The 14531-nt window shown below is 71.0% G+C and carries 7 protein-coding genes; 5 read left to right on the top strand and 2 right to left on the bottom strand.

Features of this window, described 5'->3' with window-relative positions; all coding sequences use genetic code 11:
• Nucleotides 1-8: 8 nt before the first annotated feature.
• The 4 genes from ABZX37_RS02980 to ABZX37_RS02965 are packed head-to-tail and all read left to right on the top strand — an operon-like array spanning nt 9 to nt 10185.
• A complete protein-coding gene (locus ABZX37_RS02980) occupies nt 9-7790 on the top strand; it encodes an amino acid adenylation domain-containing protein (RefSeq protein WP_354735383.1) in 7782 nt (2593 codons plus the stop codon).
• Between the two features lie 26 nt (nt 7791-7816).
• Complete coding sequence (locus ABZX37_RS02975; protein WP_354735382.1) at nt 7817-8026, top strand: MbtH family protein; 210 nt, start codon at nt 7817-7819, stop codon at nt 8024-8026.
• A 34-nt stretch (nt 8027-8060) separates the two neighbouring features.
• Complete coding sequence (locus ABZX37_RS02970) at nt 8061-9062, top strand: TauD/TfdA family dioxygenase (protein WP_354735380.1); 1002 nt, start codon at nt 8061-8063, stop codon at nt 9060-9062.
• A complete protein-coding gene (locus ABZX37_RS02965) occupies nt 9052-10185 on the top strand; it encodes a branched-chain amino acid aminotransferase (protein WP_354735379.1) in 1134 nt (377 codons plus the stop codon). The genes ABZX37_RS02970 and ABZX37_RS02965 overlap by 11 nt, the downstream gene beginning before the upstream one ends.
• A 74-nt stretch (nt 10186-10259) precedes the next feature.
• Here the strand turns inward: ABZX37_RS02965 and ABZX37_RS02960 are convergent, their stop codons facing one another.
• Nucleotides 10260-11513: an MFS transporter gene (locus tag ABZX37_RS02960; protein ID WP_354735377.1), complete on the bottom strand. Its 1254-nt coding sequence runs from the start codon at nt 11511-11513 to the stop codon at nt 10260-10262.
• An 84-nt stretch (nt 11514-11597) separates the two neighbouring features.
• Complete coding sequence (locus ABZX37_RS02955; protein WP_354735375.1) at nt 11598-12629, bottom strand: methyltransferase; 1032 nt, start codon at nt 12627-12629, stop codon at nt 11598-11600.
• A gap of 260 nt (nt 12630-12889) precedes the next feature.
• Here ABZX37_RS02955 and ABZX37_RS02950 point away from each other — a divergent pair, with 260 nt between their 5' ends.
• Nucleotides 12890-14506 carry an amidase gene (locus ABZX37_RS02950; protein ID WP_354735373.1) on the top strand — a complete coding sequence of 539 codons (1617 nt, stop codon included), beginning with the start codon at nt 12890-12892 and terminating at the stop codon, nt 14504-14506.
• Nucleotides 14507-14531 lie beyond the last annotated feature (25 nt).

The raw sequence follows: 14531 nt of genomic DNA, 5'->3' as shown, positions 1-14531 counted from the left end.
AGACACACGTGGAGGACAACCCGCTCCAGCGGAAGTGGATCGAGTCGCTGCCCGGACACGTCCGGGACCGGATGCGTTCGAGGCTGGCCGAAGGCGGCGCCGGCGGCCGGATCCCGCGCGCGGACCGCGACGCGGAGCTGCCGCTGGCGTTCGCGCAGCAGCGGCTGTGGTTCATGAACGAGTTCGAACCCGGCGGGTCGGAGTACAACGCGTGCTGCTCGCTCAGGATTCTCGGGAATCTTGACGTGCGCGCCCTGGCCGCCGCGCTTTCGGCGCTGGTCGTCCGGCACGAGTCGCTGCGCACGACCTTCGACGCCGTTCAGGGGCAGGGGGCCCAGCGGATCGGCGAGCCGTTCGCGGTGCCGGTGCCGGTCGGCGACGTTCCGCCGGTCCCGGAAAGCGATCGCGACGAAGCCGTGCGCGACCTGCTGCGCGCCGAGGCGGCGCGGCCGTTCGACCTGCGTACCGGCCCGCTCGTGCGGGCCAGGCTGTTCCGGCTGGACGCCGACGACCACGTGCTGGCGGTCACGATGCACCACATCGTCACCGACGGCTGGTCGCTGGGCGTGCTGCAGCGCGAGCTCGGGACGCTCTACGGCGTCGCGACAGAGTCCGGCGGTTCCGGACCGGCGGACCTGCTCTCTCGTGCCGGCCTGGCTCCGTTGCCGGTGCGGTACGCCGATTTCGCGGTGTGGCAGCGGGCCCGGCTCGCCGGCGGGGAACTGGACCGGCAGCTGGACTTCTGGAAGCGGCGGCTGGACGGGACCGTCGCGCTGGAGCTGCCCGTCGACCGGCCTCGCCCGGCGGTCCGCACCTCCGTCGGCGCACAGCATCTCTTCGCGGTCTCCGAACCGGTCGCTCGCGGTCTGGCCGCGCTGGCCCGGCAGCGGAACGCGACGCTGTTCGTCACGCTGATCGCGCTCGGCCAGCTGCTGCTGTCCCGGTACAGCGGGCAGCAGGACATCGCGGTCGGCACGCCGGTGTCCGGCCGTGCCCGCGCCGAGACAGAGGGGCTCGTCGGGTTCTTCGTCAACACCCTGGTGCTGCGCCAGCGCGTGGACGAGTCGATGTCCTTCGCGCAGCTGGTGGATTCGGTGCGGGAGAACGTGCTGGAGGCGTTCGCGAACGGGGACGCGCCGTTCGAGCGGGTGGTCGACGCCGTGGTCCGCGAACGCGATCTGAGCCGCGCACCGCTGGTGCAGGCGATGGTCTCGCTGCAGAACGCGCCCGGCGAACCGTTGCAGCTGAAGGATCTTCGGGTGGAGGAGTACCTCTTCGACCGCGACCAGGCCCAGTTCGACGTCGACCTGGAGTTCCGGGAGCGGGGCGACGGCCTGGTCGGGGCGGTCCAGTACAACACCGACCTGTTCGACGCCGCCACGATCGAGCGCATGTGCCGGCATCTGACCACGCTCGCCGAACGGCTGGCCGCCGAACCCTGGCGCACGCTGTCGGAAATCTCGATGCTGGACGACGCGGAGCGGGACCGTCTGCTGGGCGGCTGGGACGGTGCCAGGACGCCAGGGCCCGCGACCGCGCTTCCCATGGTGTTCGAAAGGCAAGCGGCCCGTACGCCGGACGCGGTCGCGCTGGTGTGCGGTGCGAGCTGCCGGACGTTCCGCGAGGTGGAGCACGCGGCGAACCGCCTCGCCCACGACCTGATCGCGCGGTCGGTCGGGCCGGAGGACGTCGTCGCGCTCGCCCTGCCCCGCACGGAGGCGATGGTCGTCGCGATCTTGGCTGTGCTCAAGGCCGGCGCGGCGTACCTGCCGATCGACCTCGACCTGCCTGCCGACCGCGTCGATTTCCTGCTGGCCGACGCCTCTCCGGCGGTGGTGCTCGTCAGCGGAGCAGATCCGGCCGGACAGTCCATTGCGGACAGCGTGGACCTTGCCGAGGAGAGGACGCGGCAGCGGCTCGCCGGCCGCCCGGTCACCGCGCCCTCCGACGCGGACCGGGTCAGGCCGCTGCGCGGGGCCTCCCCGGCGTACTTGATCTACACGTCCGGTTCGACGGGGCTGCCCAAGGGCGTCGTGACCGTCCACGACGGACTCGCGAACCTCTTCCGGAACCACGAGGCGCGGTTCATCCGGCCCGCGGTCGAGGCGAAGGGCGGCGGGCGGCTCCGCTCCGCCCTGACCGCGGCGTTCTCCTTCGACACGTCGTGGGAGGGGCTGCTGTGGCTGATCGCCGGGCACGAGCTGCACGTGCTCGACGACGAGACCAGACGCGATCCGGAGGCGATCGTCGAGTACGTGGCGAAGGAACGCGTCGACCAGGTCGACCTCACCCCGACCTATGCCGAGCAAATCGTTGCGGCGGGTCTGCTCGACCGGCGGGAGCACCGCCCCTCGGTGGTCATGCTGGGCGGCGAGGCGGTCGGAACGGCGTTGTGGCAGCAGTTGAGAGCGGCCGAAGACGTTGTCGCGTATAACTTCTACGGCCCGACCGAGGCCACTGTGGACACACTGTGGTGCCGGCTCGCCGTGTCGCCGACGCCGGTCGTCGGTCGCCCCGTCGACAACACCGGCGTCCGCGTCCTCGACAGCCGGCTGCGTCCGGTCCCCGTCGGGGTGCCGGGCGAACTGCACCTTTCCGGCCCGCAGCTGGCGCGCGGCTACGTGGGTCGTCCCGGCCGGACCGCCGAACGTTTCGTCGCCGACCCCTGCGGCCCGCCGGGCGGGCGGATGTACCGCACCGGCGACGTGGTGCGCTGGAGGCCAGGCGGTGTCGTCGAGTATCTGGGCCGCGCCGACGACCAGGTGAAGATCCGCGGCTTCCGGATCGAGCCGGGGGAGATCGAGGCGGCGCTGGCCGCGCATCCGGACGTGGCGCAGGCCGCGGTCGCGGTCCGCGAGGGCAGGGCGGGCGGGAAGCATCTGGTCGGATACGTCGTGCCGCGCCAGGGCGCGACGGCTCCCGGCACGGCCGAACTCCGGGAACTGCTTTCCCGCACCCTGCCCGATTACCTGCTGCCCGCCGCGGTCGTCGCGCTCGCCGCGCTGCCGATGACGAGCAGCCGCAAGGTGGATCGCGCCGCCCTGCCGGAACCGGATCCGGCGCGCTTCGCAAGGGCGCGGATCGCGCCGCGCAACGCGCTGGAGGAGGCGCTCGCCGGCATCTGGTCCCAGGTGCTGCGGCTGGACGCAGTGGGGGTCACGGACGATTTCTTCGAACTGGGCGGCAACTCGATCCTCAGCATGCAGGTGGTTTCCCGGGTCCGGCGGACCTTCGGGATCGAGCTTCCCGTCCGGGCGCTGTTCGACCGTCCTTCCATCGCCGGGTTCGCCGGGCTGGTCGAGGCCGGGCGTACGGCCGGACACACCGCACGGATCGAGCCCGCGGGCAGGGACCGGCTGCTGCCGCTGTCCTTCGCGCAGGCGCGGTTGTGGTTCCTCAGCGAATTCGAGCAGGACACCGTCGCCTACAACGCCGGCGGCGTCCTGCGGCTCAGCGGGCAGCTGGACGTCAGGGCCCTCTCCTCGGCGCTGTCGGCGCTCGTGCGCCGCCACGAGTCCCTGCGGACCACGTTCGGCATCGCCGACGGCACGCCGAGCCAGCGCGTCACGGAGCCGTACGAGGTCGAGGTGCCGGTCGTCTCGCTGGACGATCCCGGCCCGGAGGCTCTTCAACGGGTTTTGCGCGACGCTGTGGCCGTCCCGTTCGACCTGCGCCGCGGCCCGCTCCTGCGGGCGCTCCTGGTCCGGCTCGGCGAGCAGGAGCACACCCTCGCGCTGACCATGCACCACATCGTCACCGACGGCTGGTCGATGGGGATCCTCGCCGGCGAGCTCAGCGCGTTGTACACGGCCGCGGTCGAATCGGGGGAGAGGGATCCGCGCGAGCTCCTCGCCGAATCCGGGCTGGCGCCGCTGGCGGTGCAGTACGCGGATTTCGCGGTGTGGCAACGCGAACGCTTCCCCGCCGGAGAGCTGGACCGGCAGCTGGATTTCTGGCGGAGCAAGCTCGACGGCGTCGGGACGCTGGACCTGCCCGCGGACTATCCGCGTCCGCCGGTCCGCACTTCAGCGGGGGCGGTGTTCCCCTTCGCGTTCTCCGCGGCGGCGACCGCGGCGCTGGCCGGGGAAGCGCGGAAGCTGGGCGCCTCGTTGTTCATGGCGACCACCGCGCTGACCGCGCTGGTGCTGTCCCGCTGGACCGGCAGGCACGACATCGCGCTGGGCACGCTCAGCTCCGGCCGGGACCGGGCGGAGGTCGAGGACCTGATCGGGTTCTTCGTCAACACCCTGGTGCTGCGCCAGCGGGTGGACGAGTCGGTCGCGTTCCCCGCACTGCTCGAATCGGTGCGGGAGACGGTGCTGGAGGCCTTCGCCCACGGCGAGGTGCCGTTCGAGCGGGTGGTCGACGCAGTGGTCGCCGAACGCGACCTGAGCCGCCCGCCGCTGGTCCAGGTCCTGATCGCGTTCCAGAACACCCCCTCGAAGCAGTTTTCCCTTCCTGGGCTGGACCTTTCCGAACAGCCCTACGCCCGTGAGCACTCGCTGTTCGACGTCACGTTCAACTTCTGGGAAGAGAACGGGCTCCTGCACGGCTCGATCGAGTACAGCACGGCGTTGTTCGCCGAAGAGACGGTCGATCGGCTCGCCCGCCATCTCGCCACGCTGGCGGAGGCGCTGGCAAGCGGATCGGACGAACCGCTGTGGCGTCTGTCGATGCTCACCGCGCCGGAATTGGATGCGGTGCGCACGGCGAGCACGGGCAGGGAGCTGCCGGTGCCGGAGGGCATCGCCGTCCTCGGCTTCGCCGACCGGCTCGCGGCGGGTGTGTCCCGTTCCGCGGTCGTGGCCCGCGGCGTGAGCCTGACCTACGGCGAGTTCGACGACCAGGCCAACCGGCTGGCCCGGCACCTCGTGGCGCTGGGAGCCGGTCCCGGAAAAGCCGTGGCAGTCTGCGCACCCCGGTCGGCGGAACTCCTGATCGCGCTGCATGCCGTGCTGCGAGCAGGCGCCGCCTATGTTCCCGTCGATCCGGCGTACCCGCCGGGCCGGATCGAGGCGATCCTGACCGACGCCGAACCCGTGTGCGTGGTCACCCGCGGTCCGGACGACTTGCCGCGGGAGGTGTGTGCCGGCCTCCGCCGCGTCGTCCTGACCGGCGCGGACACTCGCGGGGCGGTGGCGGAGCTCTCGGGCGCGCCGATGACCGACGCCGACCGCCGGGCAGAACTCGGCCCCGGAGCCGCGGCCTACGTCATTTACACCTCCGGCTCCACCGGCAGGCCGAAGGGCGTCGTGGTTTCCCACGAGGCGCTGGACAACTACCTGCTGTGGTGCCGGCATGCGTACCCGGGCCTCCGCGGCGGTGCGGTGCTGCATTCGTCGATCTCCTTCGACCTGACCGTCACCACGCTGATTGCCACGACGGCCCTCGGCGGCACTGTCTGCATCGGAGACCTGGAGGAGCTCGACCCGGCTTGGCCGATCACCTTCGTCAAGGTCACACCGAGTCATCTCGGATTGCTGGAATCCTTGCCGGACAACGCTTTTGCCGAAGGCGAGCTTGTGGTCGGCGGTGCACAGCTGCGGAGCGAGGCGCTCGAGCCGTTCCGCCGCAAGCGTCCGCGAGTGACCGTGGTGAACGAGTACGGTCCCACGGAGGCGACGGTGGGATGCGTGGCGGACACCCGCGCACCGGCGGATCCGCTGCCGCCCGGCGCCGTGCCCATCGGCGGTCCTGTCGTCAACATGTGCGCCTACGTCCTGGACGATCTGCTCCGGCCTGTCCCGGCCGGTGTCACGGGCAGGCTGTACGTGGCCGGACCGCAGCTCGCGCGAGGTTATCTCAGGCAGCCGGGCCAGACCGCGGACCGGTTCGTCGCCTGCCCGTTCGGCGGGCCTGGCACCCGGATGTACCGCACGGGGGACGTCGTGCGGCGGGCCGCCGGCGGCGGGCTGGAGTACCTGGGCCGCGACGACGACCAGGTGAAGATCCGGGCCCATCGGATCGAGCTCGGCGAGGTGGAGGCGGCGCTGGCCGCGGCGCCGGGAGCCGGCGATGTGGCCGCGATCGCGGTGGAGGGCCCCGGCGGGCCGCGCCTCGTCGGATACGTGGCATCGCGCGCGGGACAGCCGTTGCCGCGTTCCGAGGACGTGCGCGAACACGTTGCCGCGCTCCTGCCCGAGTACATGGTTCCCGCGGAGGTCGTCGTGCTGGCGGCACTTCCCCTCACCGTCAACGGAAAGGTCGATCGCAAGGCGCTGCCGTCGCCGGACGTCGCGGCCCCGCGCCCCGGCAGGGGAGCTTTGCCGGAAACCGAGCGCGAACGACTGCTGGCCGGGATGTTCTCCGAGCTGCTCGGAGTGGACGAGGTGTTCGCCGACGACGACTTCTTCGAACTGGGCGGCGACTCCATCCTGAGCATTCAGCTCGTCGCCGTCGCCCGCCGTGCCGGGGTGAATCTGATGTCGAAGGACGTGTTCCGGGCGGGGACCGTCCGGGCACTGGCCCAGCTGGCGGAAGGCGCGCCGGTCGACGCACTGTCGGCGGGCGCGCGGCCGGCAGCGGATGACGTCCCGCTGGCGCCCGCACAACAGTGGTTCTTCGAGAACAACGGCTCCGCGCCGCACCAGTACAACTCCTCAGTCCGGATCGAACTCGCCGACGATGTTGACCTCGAAGCGCTCGGCAGTGCGGTGGCGGCGGTGTCCGCGCACCACGAGTCTCTGCGGACGCACTTTCCCGGCACCGACGGTCGTCGGCGGCCGGTGGCGGTGCCGGACGCCCCGGGCTTGGAACGTCGGGCGTCTTCCGGCGACGCGGTCGCCGAAGCGCAGCAGTCGCTCAACGTCGCCGACGGCCCGGTAGCTCGTTGGGTACTGCTCGACAGTGCCGGGCGAAGGAGTCCGGATCTCCTGTTCGTCGTGCACCACCTGGCGGTGGACGCGGTGTCCGTGCGCATTCTTCTCGCGGATCTGGACGTCGCGTACCGGCAGGCCGCCGCGGGCAAGCCGGTGAAGCTGGAACCAGTGCCGACGCCGTTCTCCGAATGGACCGCGCGGCTTCGCGACCATGTCGGGAACGGCTCCCTGGACGGGGAACGGGCGTACTGGGCCGAGGTGGCGGCCGGAATCAGAGCGGACCGGCCGTCCGGCCGGAACCTCGTGGCGGACGAGGCCGAGGTGGCGGTCGAATTGGACGAGAAGGAGACCGCGACGCTGATGAAGGTCGCGCCCGGCCGGTACCGCGCCCGGCCGGAGGAGATCCTGCTGACCGCGCTCGGCGCCGGTCTGACCAGCTGGACCGGCGCCGTCGCTGTCGCGGTCGACGTTGAGGGCCATGGGCGCGAGGAACTCCTTCCCGGCGTCGATCTGTCGCGAACGGTCGGCTGGTTCACCGCGATCTACCCGGTCCTGCTCACCGCGCCGGGCGGCGCCGCACCCCGCGAACGAGTCCGGACGGTCGGCCGGCGGTTGCGCGAGGTACCCCATCGCGGGGTGGGTTACGGCGCTCTGCGATACCTCGCCGGAGCCGGGGAACTGGCGGGCGCGGCGCGACCTCCGGTGTTGTTCAACTACCTCGGCCGGTTCGGGGAACAGGCCGAGGGGCAGGACACGGGCCCGTTCGGCCGGTGGTCGGCTGCCCCGCATCAGCAGAGCGCGGACGCCGAGAGGTCGCACCTGGTGGAGGTCACCGCCGGCGTGGAAGACCGCAGGCTCCGGATTTCCGTGCAGTATTCCCGCGAAGTGCACTCCGCGGCCGCAGTCGCCGCGCTCGCGGAAACCGTTGCCGAGCAACTGCGCGAGCTGGCCGATGACGCCCAATTGTCCTGATCGGACTGTCCAAAAAGGAGAAACAGATGTCGAATCCCTTCGAGAACGACGACGCCGACTACCGCGTCCTCGTCAATGACGAGGGCCAGCATTCCCTGTGGCCGGTGTTCGCCGACGTGCCGGCGGGCTGGACGGCCGTGTTCGGCCCGAGCCCGCGTCCGGAATGCCTGGACTACGTCGACCGCAACTGGACCGACATGCGCCCCAGGAGCTTGGCCGAGGCCATGGACAGCTGAGGTTCGCGCAGCACCGAGAGGACGGAGAAAACAGATGACACAGGCGTTGTCCGAGTCGCTGGTGACGCTCGGCGCCTGCACCGGGCGGCTCGACGGCACCGAACACACGAAGGTGGTGGTGTACGAGCCGAGCGGGCGCGGCCTGGACGTCGAGGACTGGGCCGCCCGATTCCGGCCCGAGCTCATGCGCTCCCTGCGCACCCAGGGCGCCGTCCTGGTCCGGGGCGCGGTCGACAGCCCGGAGCTGCTCCACGCGGTGGGCGCCCGAATCGGCGGCGAACTGCTTTCCTACACCGAGCGGTCCACGCCGCGCACTCAGGTGAGCAGCCGGGTGTACACGTCCACCGAGTACCCGCGCAACCAAACTATCGCCCAGCACAACGAAAGCGCCTACTCCGACGGTTACCCGCATTGGCTGTTCTTCGCCTGCGGCAAGGCCGCCGAGACCGGCGGGGAGACTCCGCTGGCCGACAGCAGGGCCGTGCTCGACCGGCTGCCCGCCGGCCTCGTCACCCGGTTCCGGGAGAAGGGCGTGCTCTACACCAGGACGTTCCGGGAAGGCATGGGCCTGACGTGGCAGGAGTCGTTCCAGACGGAGGACCGGCAAACCGTGGAAGCCTATTGCCGGGCGCACGGCATCGAGTGCGCGTGGACCGGCGAAGGACTGCGCACGCGGCACCGCAGGCCCGCGCTGATCGCCGATCCGGTCAGCGGCAGGGAGATCTGGTTCAACCAAGCCCATCTCTTCCACACGTCCAACCTGCCCGCCGCCACCCGGGCGGCGCTCGCCGAGCTGTTCGACGAGGAGGACATGCCCCGCGGCGCCCGCTACGGGGACGGGGCCGCCATCCCGGACGGGGACATGGAACTGGTCCGGGAGGCGTACGACGAAACCATGCACGTCTTCCCGTGGGCGGAAGGCGATCTGCTGATGGTCAACAACCTTCTCGTCTCGCACGGTCGCAAGCCCTACACCGGCGATCGCGAGATCCTGGTCGCCATGGCGGGGAAGGGAGGCGACGGCGATGCCGGGTAACCCGGCAGCCATCGCGCTGCGGCCCGTCGCTCGCCCGCTGTCCGAGGGCGAGCGCGCGCGGCGGACGAGGTCCACGGCGTTCGGCACCGCGCTCACCGAGCACATGGTGTCGATCGAGTGGAACACTTCCGACGGCTGGCACGACGCGATGCTGGTGCCGTACGAGCAGCTCCGGCTGGACCCCGCGACCGTCGGGCTGCACTACGGCCAAATCGTCTTCGAGGGACTGAAGGCCTACCGGCTGCCTGACGGTTCCGTCGCCGTGTTCCGGCCGGACGCGCACGCGGGGCGGTTGCGCTCCTCCGCGCGGCGGCTGATGATGCCCGAGCTGCCTGAGGAACTGTTCCTGTCGGCAGTGGACGCGCTGGTCGCCCATGACCACGAATGGTTGCCGAGCGACCATTCGCTGAGCCTCTATCTGAGGCCCTTGCTGTTCGCCAGCGAACGCACGCTCGCGTTGCGGCCGGCCCGCGAATACCGGTTCCTGCTCATGGCTTTCGTGACCGAGGGCTACTTCGGGTCGGCGCGGCGGCCTGTCCGGGTATGGGTGACCGACGAGTACAGCAGGGTTGCACCGGGCGGGATCGGAGCCGCGAAGTACGCCGGCAACTACGCCGCGAGCCTGCGCGCGCAGGAAGAGGCGGAACGCAATCAGTGCGACCAGGTTGTGTGGCTCGACCCGGTACGGCGGCGCTGCGTCGAGGAGCTGGGCGGCATGAACCTGTTCTTCGTCTACGGGACCGGTGCCGGCGCGCGCCTCGTGACGCCGCCGCTGTCCGGAAACCTGTTGCCCGGCATCACCCGGGACTCTTTGCTGCGGCTTGCTCCTGCCCTGGGCCTGTGCGCCGAAGAGGCCCGGCTGGACATCCGGGACTGGCGCGCGGGATGCGAGTCCGGGCAGCTCACCGAGGTATTCGCATGCGGTACCGCGGCAGGGGTCACGCCGGTGTGCGAGGTTCGCGGCGCGCACGGGTCGTGGACCGTCGGAGGCGGGGAAACGGCGGGTCCGGTGACCGGAGCGCTTCGCGACGCGCTCTTAGGTGTCCAGCGCGGAGGGGCGCCCGACGACTTCTCCTGGCGGCACGAGGTGGTCGCGGCCCGTGACGTCGCCGCGTCCGACTGACAGCGGCCAAGTGTCCACATCGGACTCGCGATGCGCGAAAGGAGTGCGCCGGTTCGCTTCGCGCCCCGCCGGGATCAGCCGCCGGGGCGCGGTGCTGCGCCGGGCCGATCCTCCGCCGGGTCGGGCCGGGTGCTAGTGAATGACCGCAGTGCGCGGCTGAACGTGGCGGCGGCACCTGCCAGCAGCAGTATCCCGGCGCAGGTCAGAACCGCGACCGTCCGCCCGGCCAGGTCGATGAGCCCGCCGCCGAGCAAAGGCCCTGCCGCGCCCGCCGCGCCGCCCGCCAGGCCGAGCGCCGCGCTGACCCGGCCCCGGAGCCGGTCCGGAGTGCTGGAAATCTGGTAGGCGACGATGCCGGTCTGCACGGTGGGCGCGGCAAGCGCGAGGATTGCCAGCACCGCGCCGAGCAGGTAATAGGCGTCGACGACTGCGAGCAGGGGAGTGCATCCGGCGCTCAGCCAGCTCAACCCCAGGATGGCGGTGCGCGGGCTCAGCACCCTGTTCGCGAACGGAGCCGCCAGCGCGCCGACGACGCCGCTGGCCCCGATGATCATCCCGATGGCACCGATCCGGCCCGCGGGCATGCCCGCTCGCTCGGCGATGGTCAGCACGATCAGGTACAGGGCGTTGAACGCGACGCTGACCACCGCGGCGACGGCGAGACCGGCACGGATCACGGGCCGCCGCCAGATCCACTGGAAACCGTCGCGGATCTCGTCGACCAGCGAGCTACTTTCCCGGGACCTGCCGGCTTTCAGCCGGACGAAGCCGATGAGCCCGCATGAGGCCAAGCAGGCAGCCGCGTTCGCGAGGAAGGGCAGCGCCTTGCCCGCCGCGAGCAGGAATCCCGCGGCGCCGGGACCGATCAGCGCGGCGAGATAGCCGCGGGCCGCGTTGGCGGCGACCGCGGTGGACAGCTGATGCTCCGCCACGACCTGCGGCAGCGCCGCTTCCTCCGCGGGCGCGAACATCGCCGTCGCTGTCCCGTCGATCACGGCGACAGCGAGGAGGCAGGCGAAAGGCACGGCCCCGGCGGTGACCCCGAACGCGAGTCCCGCCAAGGCCGGGACACGCACGGCCTCGCAGACGAGCATGACGTGCTTGCGGTTCCACCGGTCGACGAGAGCGCCGGTGGGAACGAGCACCACCAGTCGCGTGACAGCGCTGACGGCGCCGACGAGCCCGGCGTATGCCGCGGAACCGGTCAGCTGCAGGACGAGCAGCGGCAGTGCGAAGACCGAGATCTGCGCGCCCAGTTCGGACAGTGCCTGGCTGGTCCACAGCAGGTGGTAGTTCCTGTTGCGGCGCAACGGCAGGATCGGATCCACGGACGATGTCCTTTCCGGACGCGAGCCGGCGGGGCCGTGGCCGCACATCCCCGCCGGAGGTTCGCCCGTTCCGCTTGTCGCGCGTCACTTCTTGGTGGCGACGAACAGCCTGCCGGTCGGGAACCGGGCCTGGACGCAGTCCACCTTGGCGAAACTGGCTTTGAGCAGCTTTTCCTTCCACTCCGTCTCGTCGAGGAGCCGGCGGCCCATGAAAGTGCGGTGGTAGTAGGTGACGAGCGCGCTGAACCGGCGCTCACGGCTGTTGCGCACATAGGGCACGGCTTCGGTGATCGCCATGATGCCGCCCGGCTTCAGCGCGTCACGGCAGTTCGCCAGTACCGCGTCCGCGATCGACTCCTCTTCCGGCATCATGTCGTGGAACACGAAACCGGCGTGGATCAAGTCCGCGCCTTCGAGCGGCGCGGGGTCGTCGGCGATGGACTGGATCGTCCGCACGACCACTTCCAGGCGCGGTCCGACGCCCGCCCGGTCCGCCGCGCGCCGGGCTTCCTCGCAGGCTCCCGCGGAGAAGTCGAGGGCGACGCCGGTGGTGTCCGGGAACTCCCGCAGCGTGTCGATGAGCAACCTGCCGGTGCCGGCGCCGAGGTCGACCATGCGGCTCGGCCGTGCGGCGCGAATGGTGTCGGTCGCCTCGGTGTAGAACCCCTTCGAGCCCATCCAGTGCGAGCTCACCGCGACCTGGCGGAAATCCCGGTCGTGGTGCCGGATGGCTTCCTCGCGGTCGTGCAGGAATCGCGAAGAGTTCTCGATGAACGGACGGTTCGCGTTCAGCGCCCAGGACAGGTAGCCGGCCTCGTAACGGGTCTGCTCGTAGTCGGCGGCGAGCTGGACCGCGCCGGGCGTCCGCGGCGCGTCCTGGACGAGAGCGGCCGCCGTCATCGCTTCCAGGTAGTCCGCCACTCCGGCCACCGGAAGCCCGGTCGCCTCGGCGATTTCGGCCGCGGTCACCGGATCGCCCTTTTCCAGCAGGGGAAGGATGCCGAGCCGGTCGCCGATCTCCAGGAACGCGGCCGCTCCGGCAAAATCGGCCGCGGTCTCCGGGGTGTCGAGGAACCGCTTCCTGACGTTTTCCGCGGTGGTGGGCAAAGAGATCATCTCGTTTCGTCGTCATGTGCGATGGCAGCCGGAGCGCGGCTTTCCGGGCCTGAAATAGAACGGTTAAGCGTCGCCGAGGCGGCTCCGGTGGAACAGGTGAAAACTTACCATCGGGCGGATGTGCGGCAAGGATTTAAAGATATCGCTAAATTCTTGCGCGAATTGATTCCGGGCTGTTGAAGTTATTTCTTAAACTTGTGGAAGCCGGCTCGGCGCCCTGGCAGACTACGCCCTGCTCGGCACTGACCCGGGGGAGTGAAATGTCCGGTTCCCGCTACCTCGTCGCCCGGCGTGCCGCGCTGCGCCTCGGCCTGACCGCGACGCTGGCTCCCGCGCTTGGCCCGGCCGCGAAGGTCGCCCCCGGGTGGCTGGACGAGGCGACGCTCGCGGATCTGCAGCGCCTGATGGCGAACGGCAGGCTGAGCAGCGTCGAGCTGACCGGCTGGTACCTGTCCCGGATCGAAGGGGCCGACCGCCGAGGGCCTCGGCTGTGTTCCGTGCTCGAGGTCGATCCGGATGCCTTGCGCCAGGCCGAGGTCCTGGACGAGGAGCGCCGTCGCGGCTGGCTGCGCCATCCGCTGCTGCACGGAATTCCCGTACTGCTCAAGGACGTCGTCGAGACGGCGGACCGGACGCACACCACCGCGGGCTCGCTGGCGTTGCTCGGCGCCCGCGCCCGGCAGGACGCGACGGCGGCCGCCCGGCTCAGACAGGCGGGCGCGGTCCTGCTGGGCAAGGCGAATCTGACCGTGTGGGCGGGTTCGGTCACCACCAGGGTCAACGGGTGGAGCCCGCGCGGCGGGCAGTGCCGCAACCCGTACAAGCTGGACCGGTCGCCGGGCGGTTCCAGTTCGGGGTCGGCGGTGGCGGTCGCCGCGAACCTGTGCGCGGTCGCGATCGGCGTCGAGACCAACGGCTCGATTCTCTGCCCGGCGGCGGTCAACGGCGTGGTCGGGCTGAAGCCGACGGTCGGCCTGACCAGCCGCGCCGGGGTGATTCCCAGCTCGCCGACCCAGGACAGCGTCGGCGTGCTGGCCAGGACGGTGGCGGACGCGGCGGCGGTGCTGGGCGTGCTGGCCGGGACGGATCCCCGCGACCCGGCCACCGCCGCGGCGCGGGGCGGCATCGCCGCCGACTACACCCGGTTCCTGGACCCGCGCGGGTTGGCGGGTGCTCGGATCGGCGTGCCGCGCCGCGTCTACTTCGGGTACAGCGAACACGCCGACGCGGCCGCGGAACGAGCGATCCGTGTCCTGAGATCCGGGGGAGCCACGGTCGTCGATCCGGCGGACATCCCCACCGCGGAGGAAATGGCCGCCGCGCAGGCTCCGGGGATCGTGAGCCTGTACGAAACGAAGCACAGTTTCGAGACTTACCTGCGGGACACGCCCGGCGAGCATCCGCGCGACCTGCCGGAGCTGATCGAGTTCACCAGGCAGCACGCCGACACGGAGCTGAAGTACTTCAGCCAGCGTCCGCTGGAGCTGGTCGAAGCTTTCAGCGACGGGGATCTCCGCGCCCCGAGGTACGTGCGCGCGCTTGCGGAGACCAGGGAAATGGCCAGGAACCGGGGTCTGGACGCAGTGTTCGCCCAGCACCGGCTGGACGCGCTGCTGATGCCGAGCTGGACCCCGGCGTGGAAGACCGACTTCCTCAACGGCGACGTGTATCTCGGCGGATCTTCCACGCCTTCCGCGCTCGCGGGCTATCCGGCCGTCTCGGTGCCTTCCGGCGACGCCCTCGGCCTGCCCCTCGGCATCACGCTCACCGGACCTGCCTGGAGCGAACCGGTCCTGATCCGGCTCGCGTTCGCCTACGAGCAAGCCGCCAGAGCGCGCCGGACGCCTGGTTTCGCCGGACCGGACGTCGGGCTCTGAGAACGCGACAGCGGGACGGCGCGCG

The sequence above is a fragment of the Amycolatopsis sp. NPDC004079 genome, from assembly GCF_040610415.1.
In the GTDB taxonomy this organism is placed as follows: Bacteria; Actinomycetota; Actinomycetes; order Mycobacteriales; family Pseudonocardiaceae; genus Amycolatopsis; species Amycolatopsis halotolerans.
This window is presented reverse-complemented; position numbering and strand designations above follow the sequence as displayed.

Coding starts and splice junctions, on each gene's coding strand:
- ABZX37_RS02970 (WP_354735380.1), top strand. CDS start 8,061: ATGACACAGGCGTTGTCCGAGTCGCTGGTGACGCTCGGCGCCTGCACC.
- ABZX37_RS02965 (WP_354735379.1), top strand. CDS start 9,052: ATGCCGGGTAACCCGGCAGCCATCGCGCTGCGGCCCGTCGCTCGCCCG.
- ABZX37_RS02975 (WP_354735382.1), top strand. CDS start 7,817: ATGTCGAATCCCTTCGAGAACGACGACGCCGACTACCGCGTCCTCGTC.
- ABZX37_RS02950 (WP_354735373.1), top strand. CDS start 12,890: ATGTCCGGTTCCCGCTACCTCGTCGCCCGGCGTGCCGCGCTGCGCCTC.
- ABZX37_RS02955 (WP_354735375.1), bottom strand. CDS start 12,629: ATGATCTCTTTGCCCACCACCGCGGAAAACGTCAGGAAGCGGTTCCTC.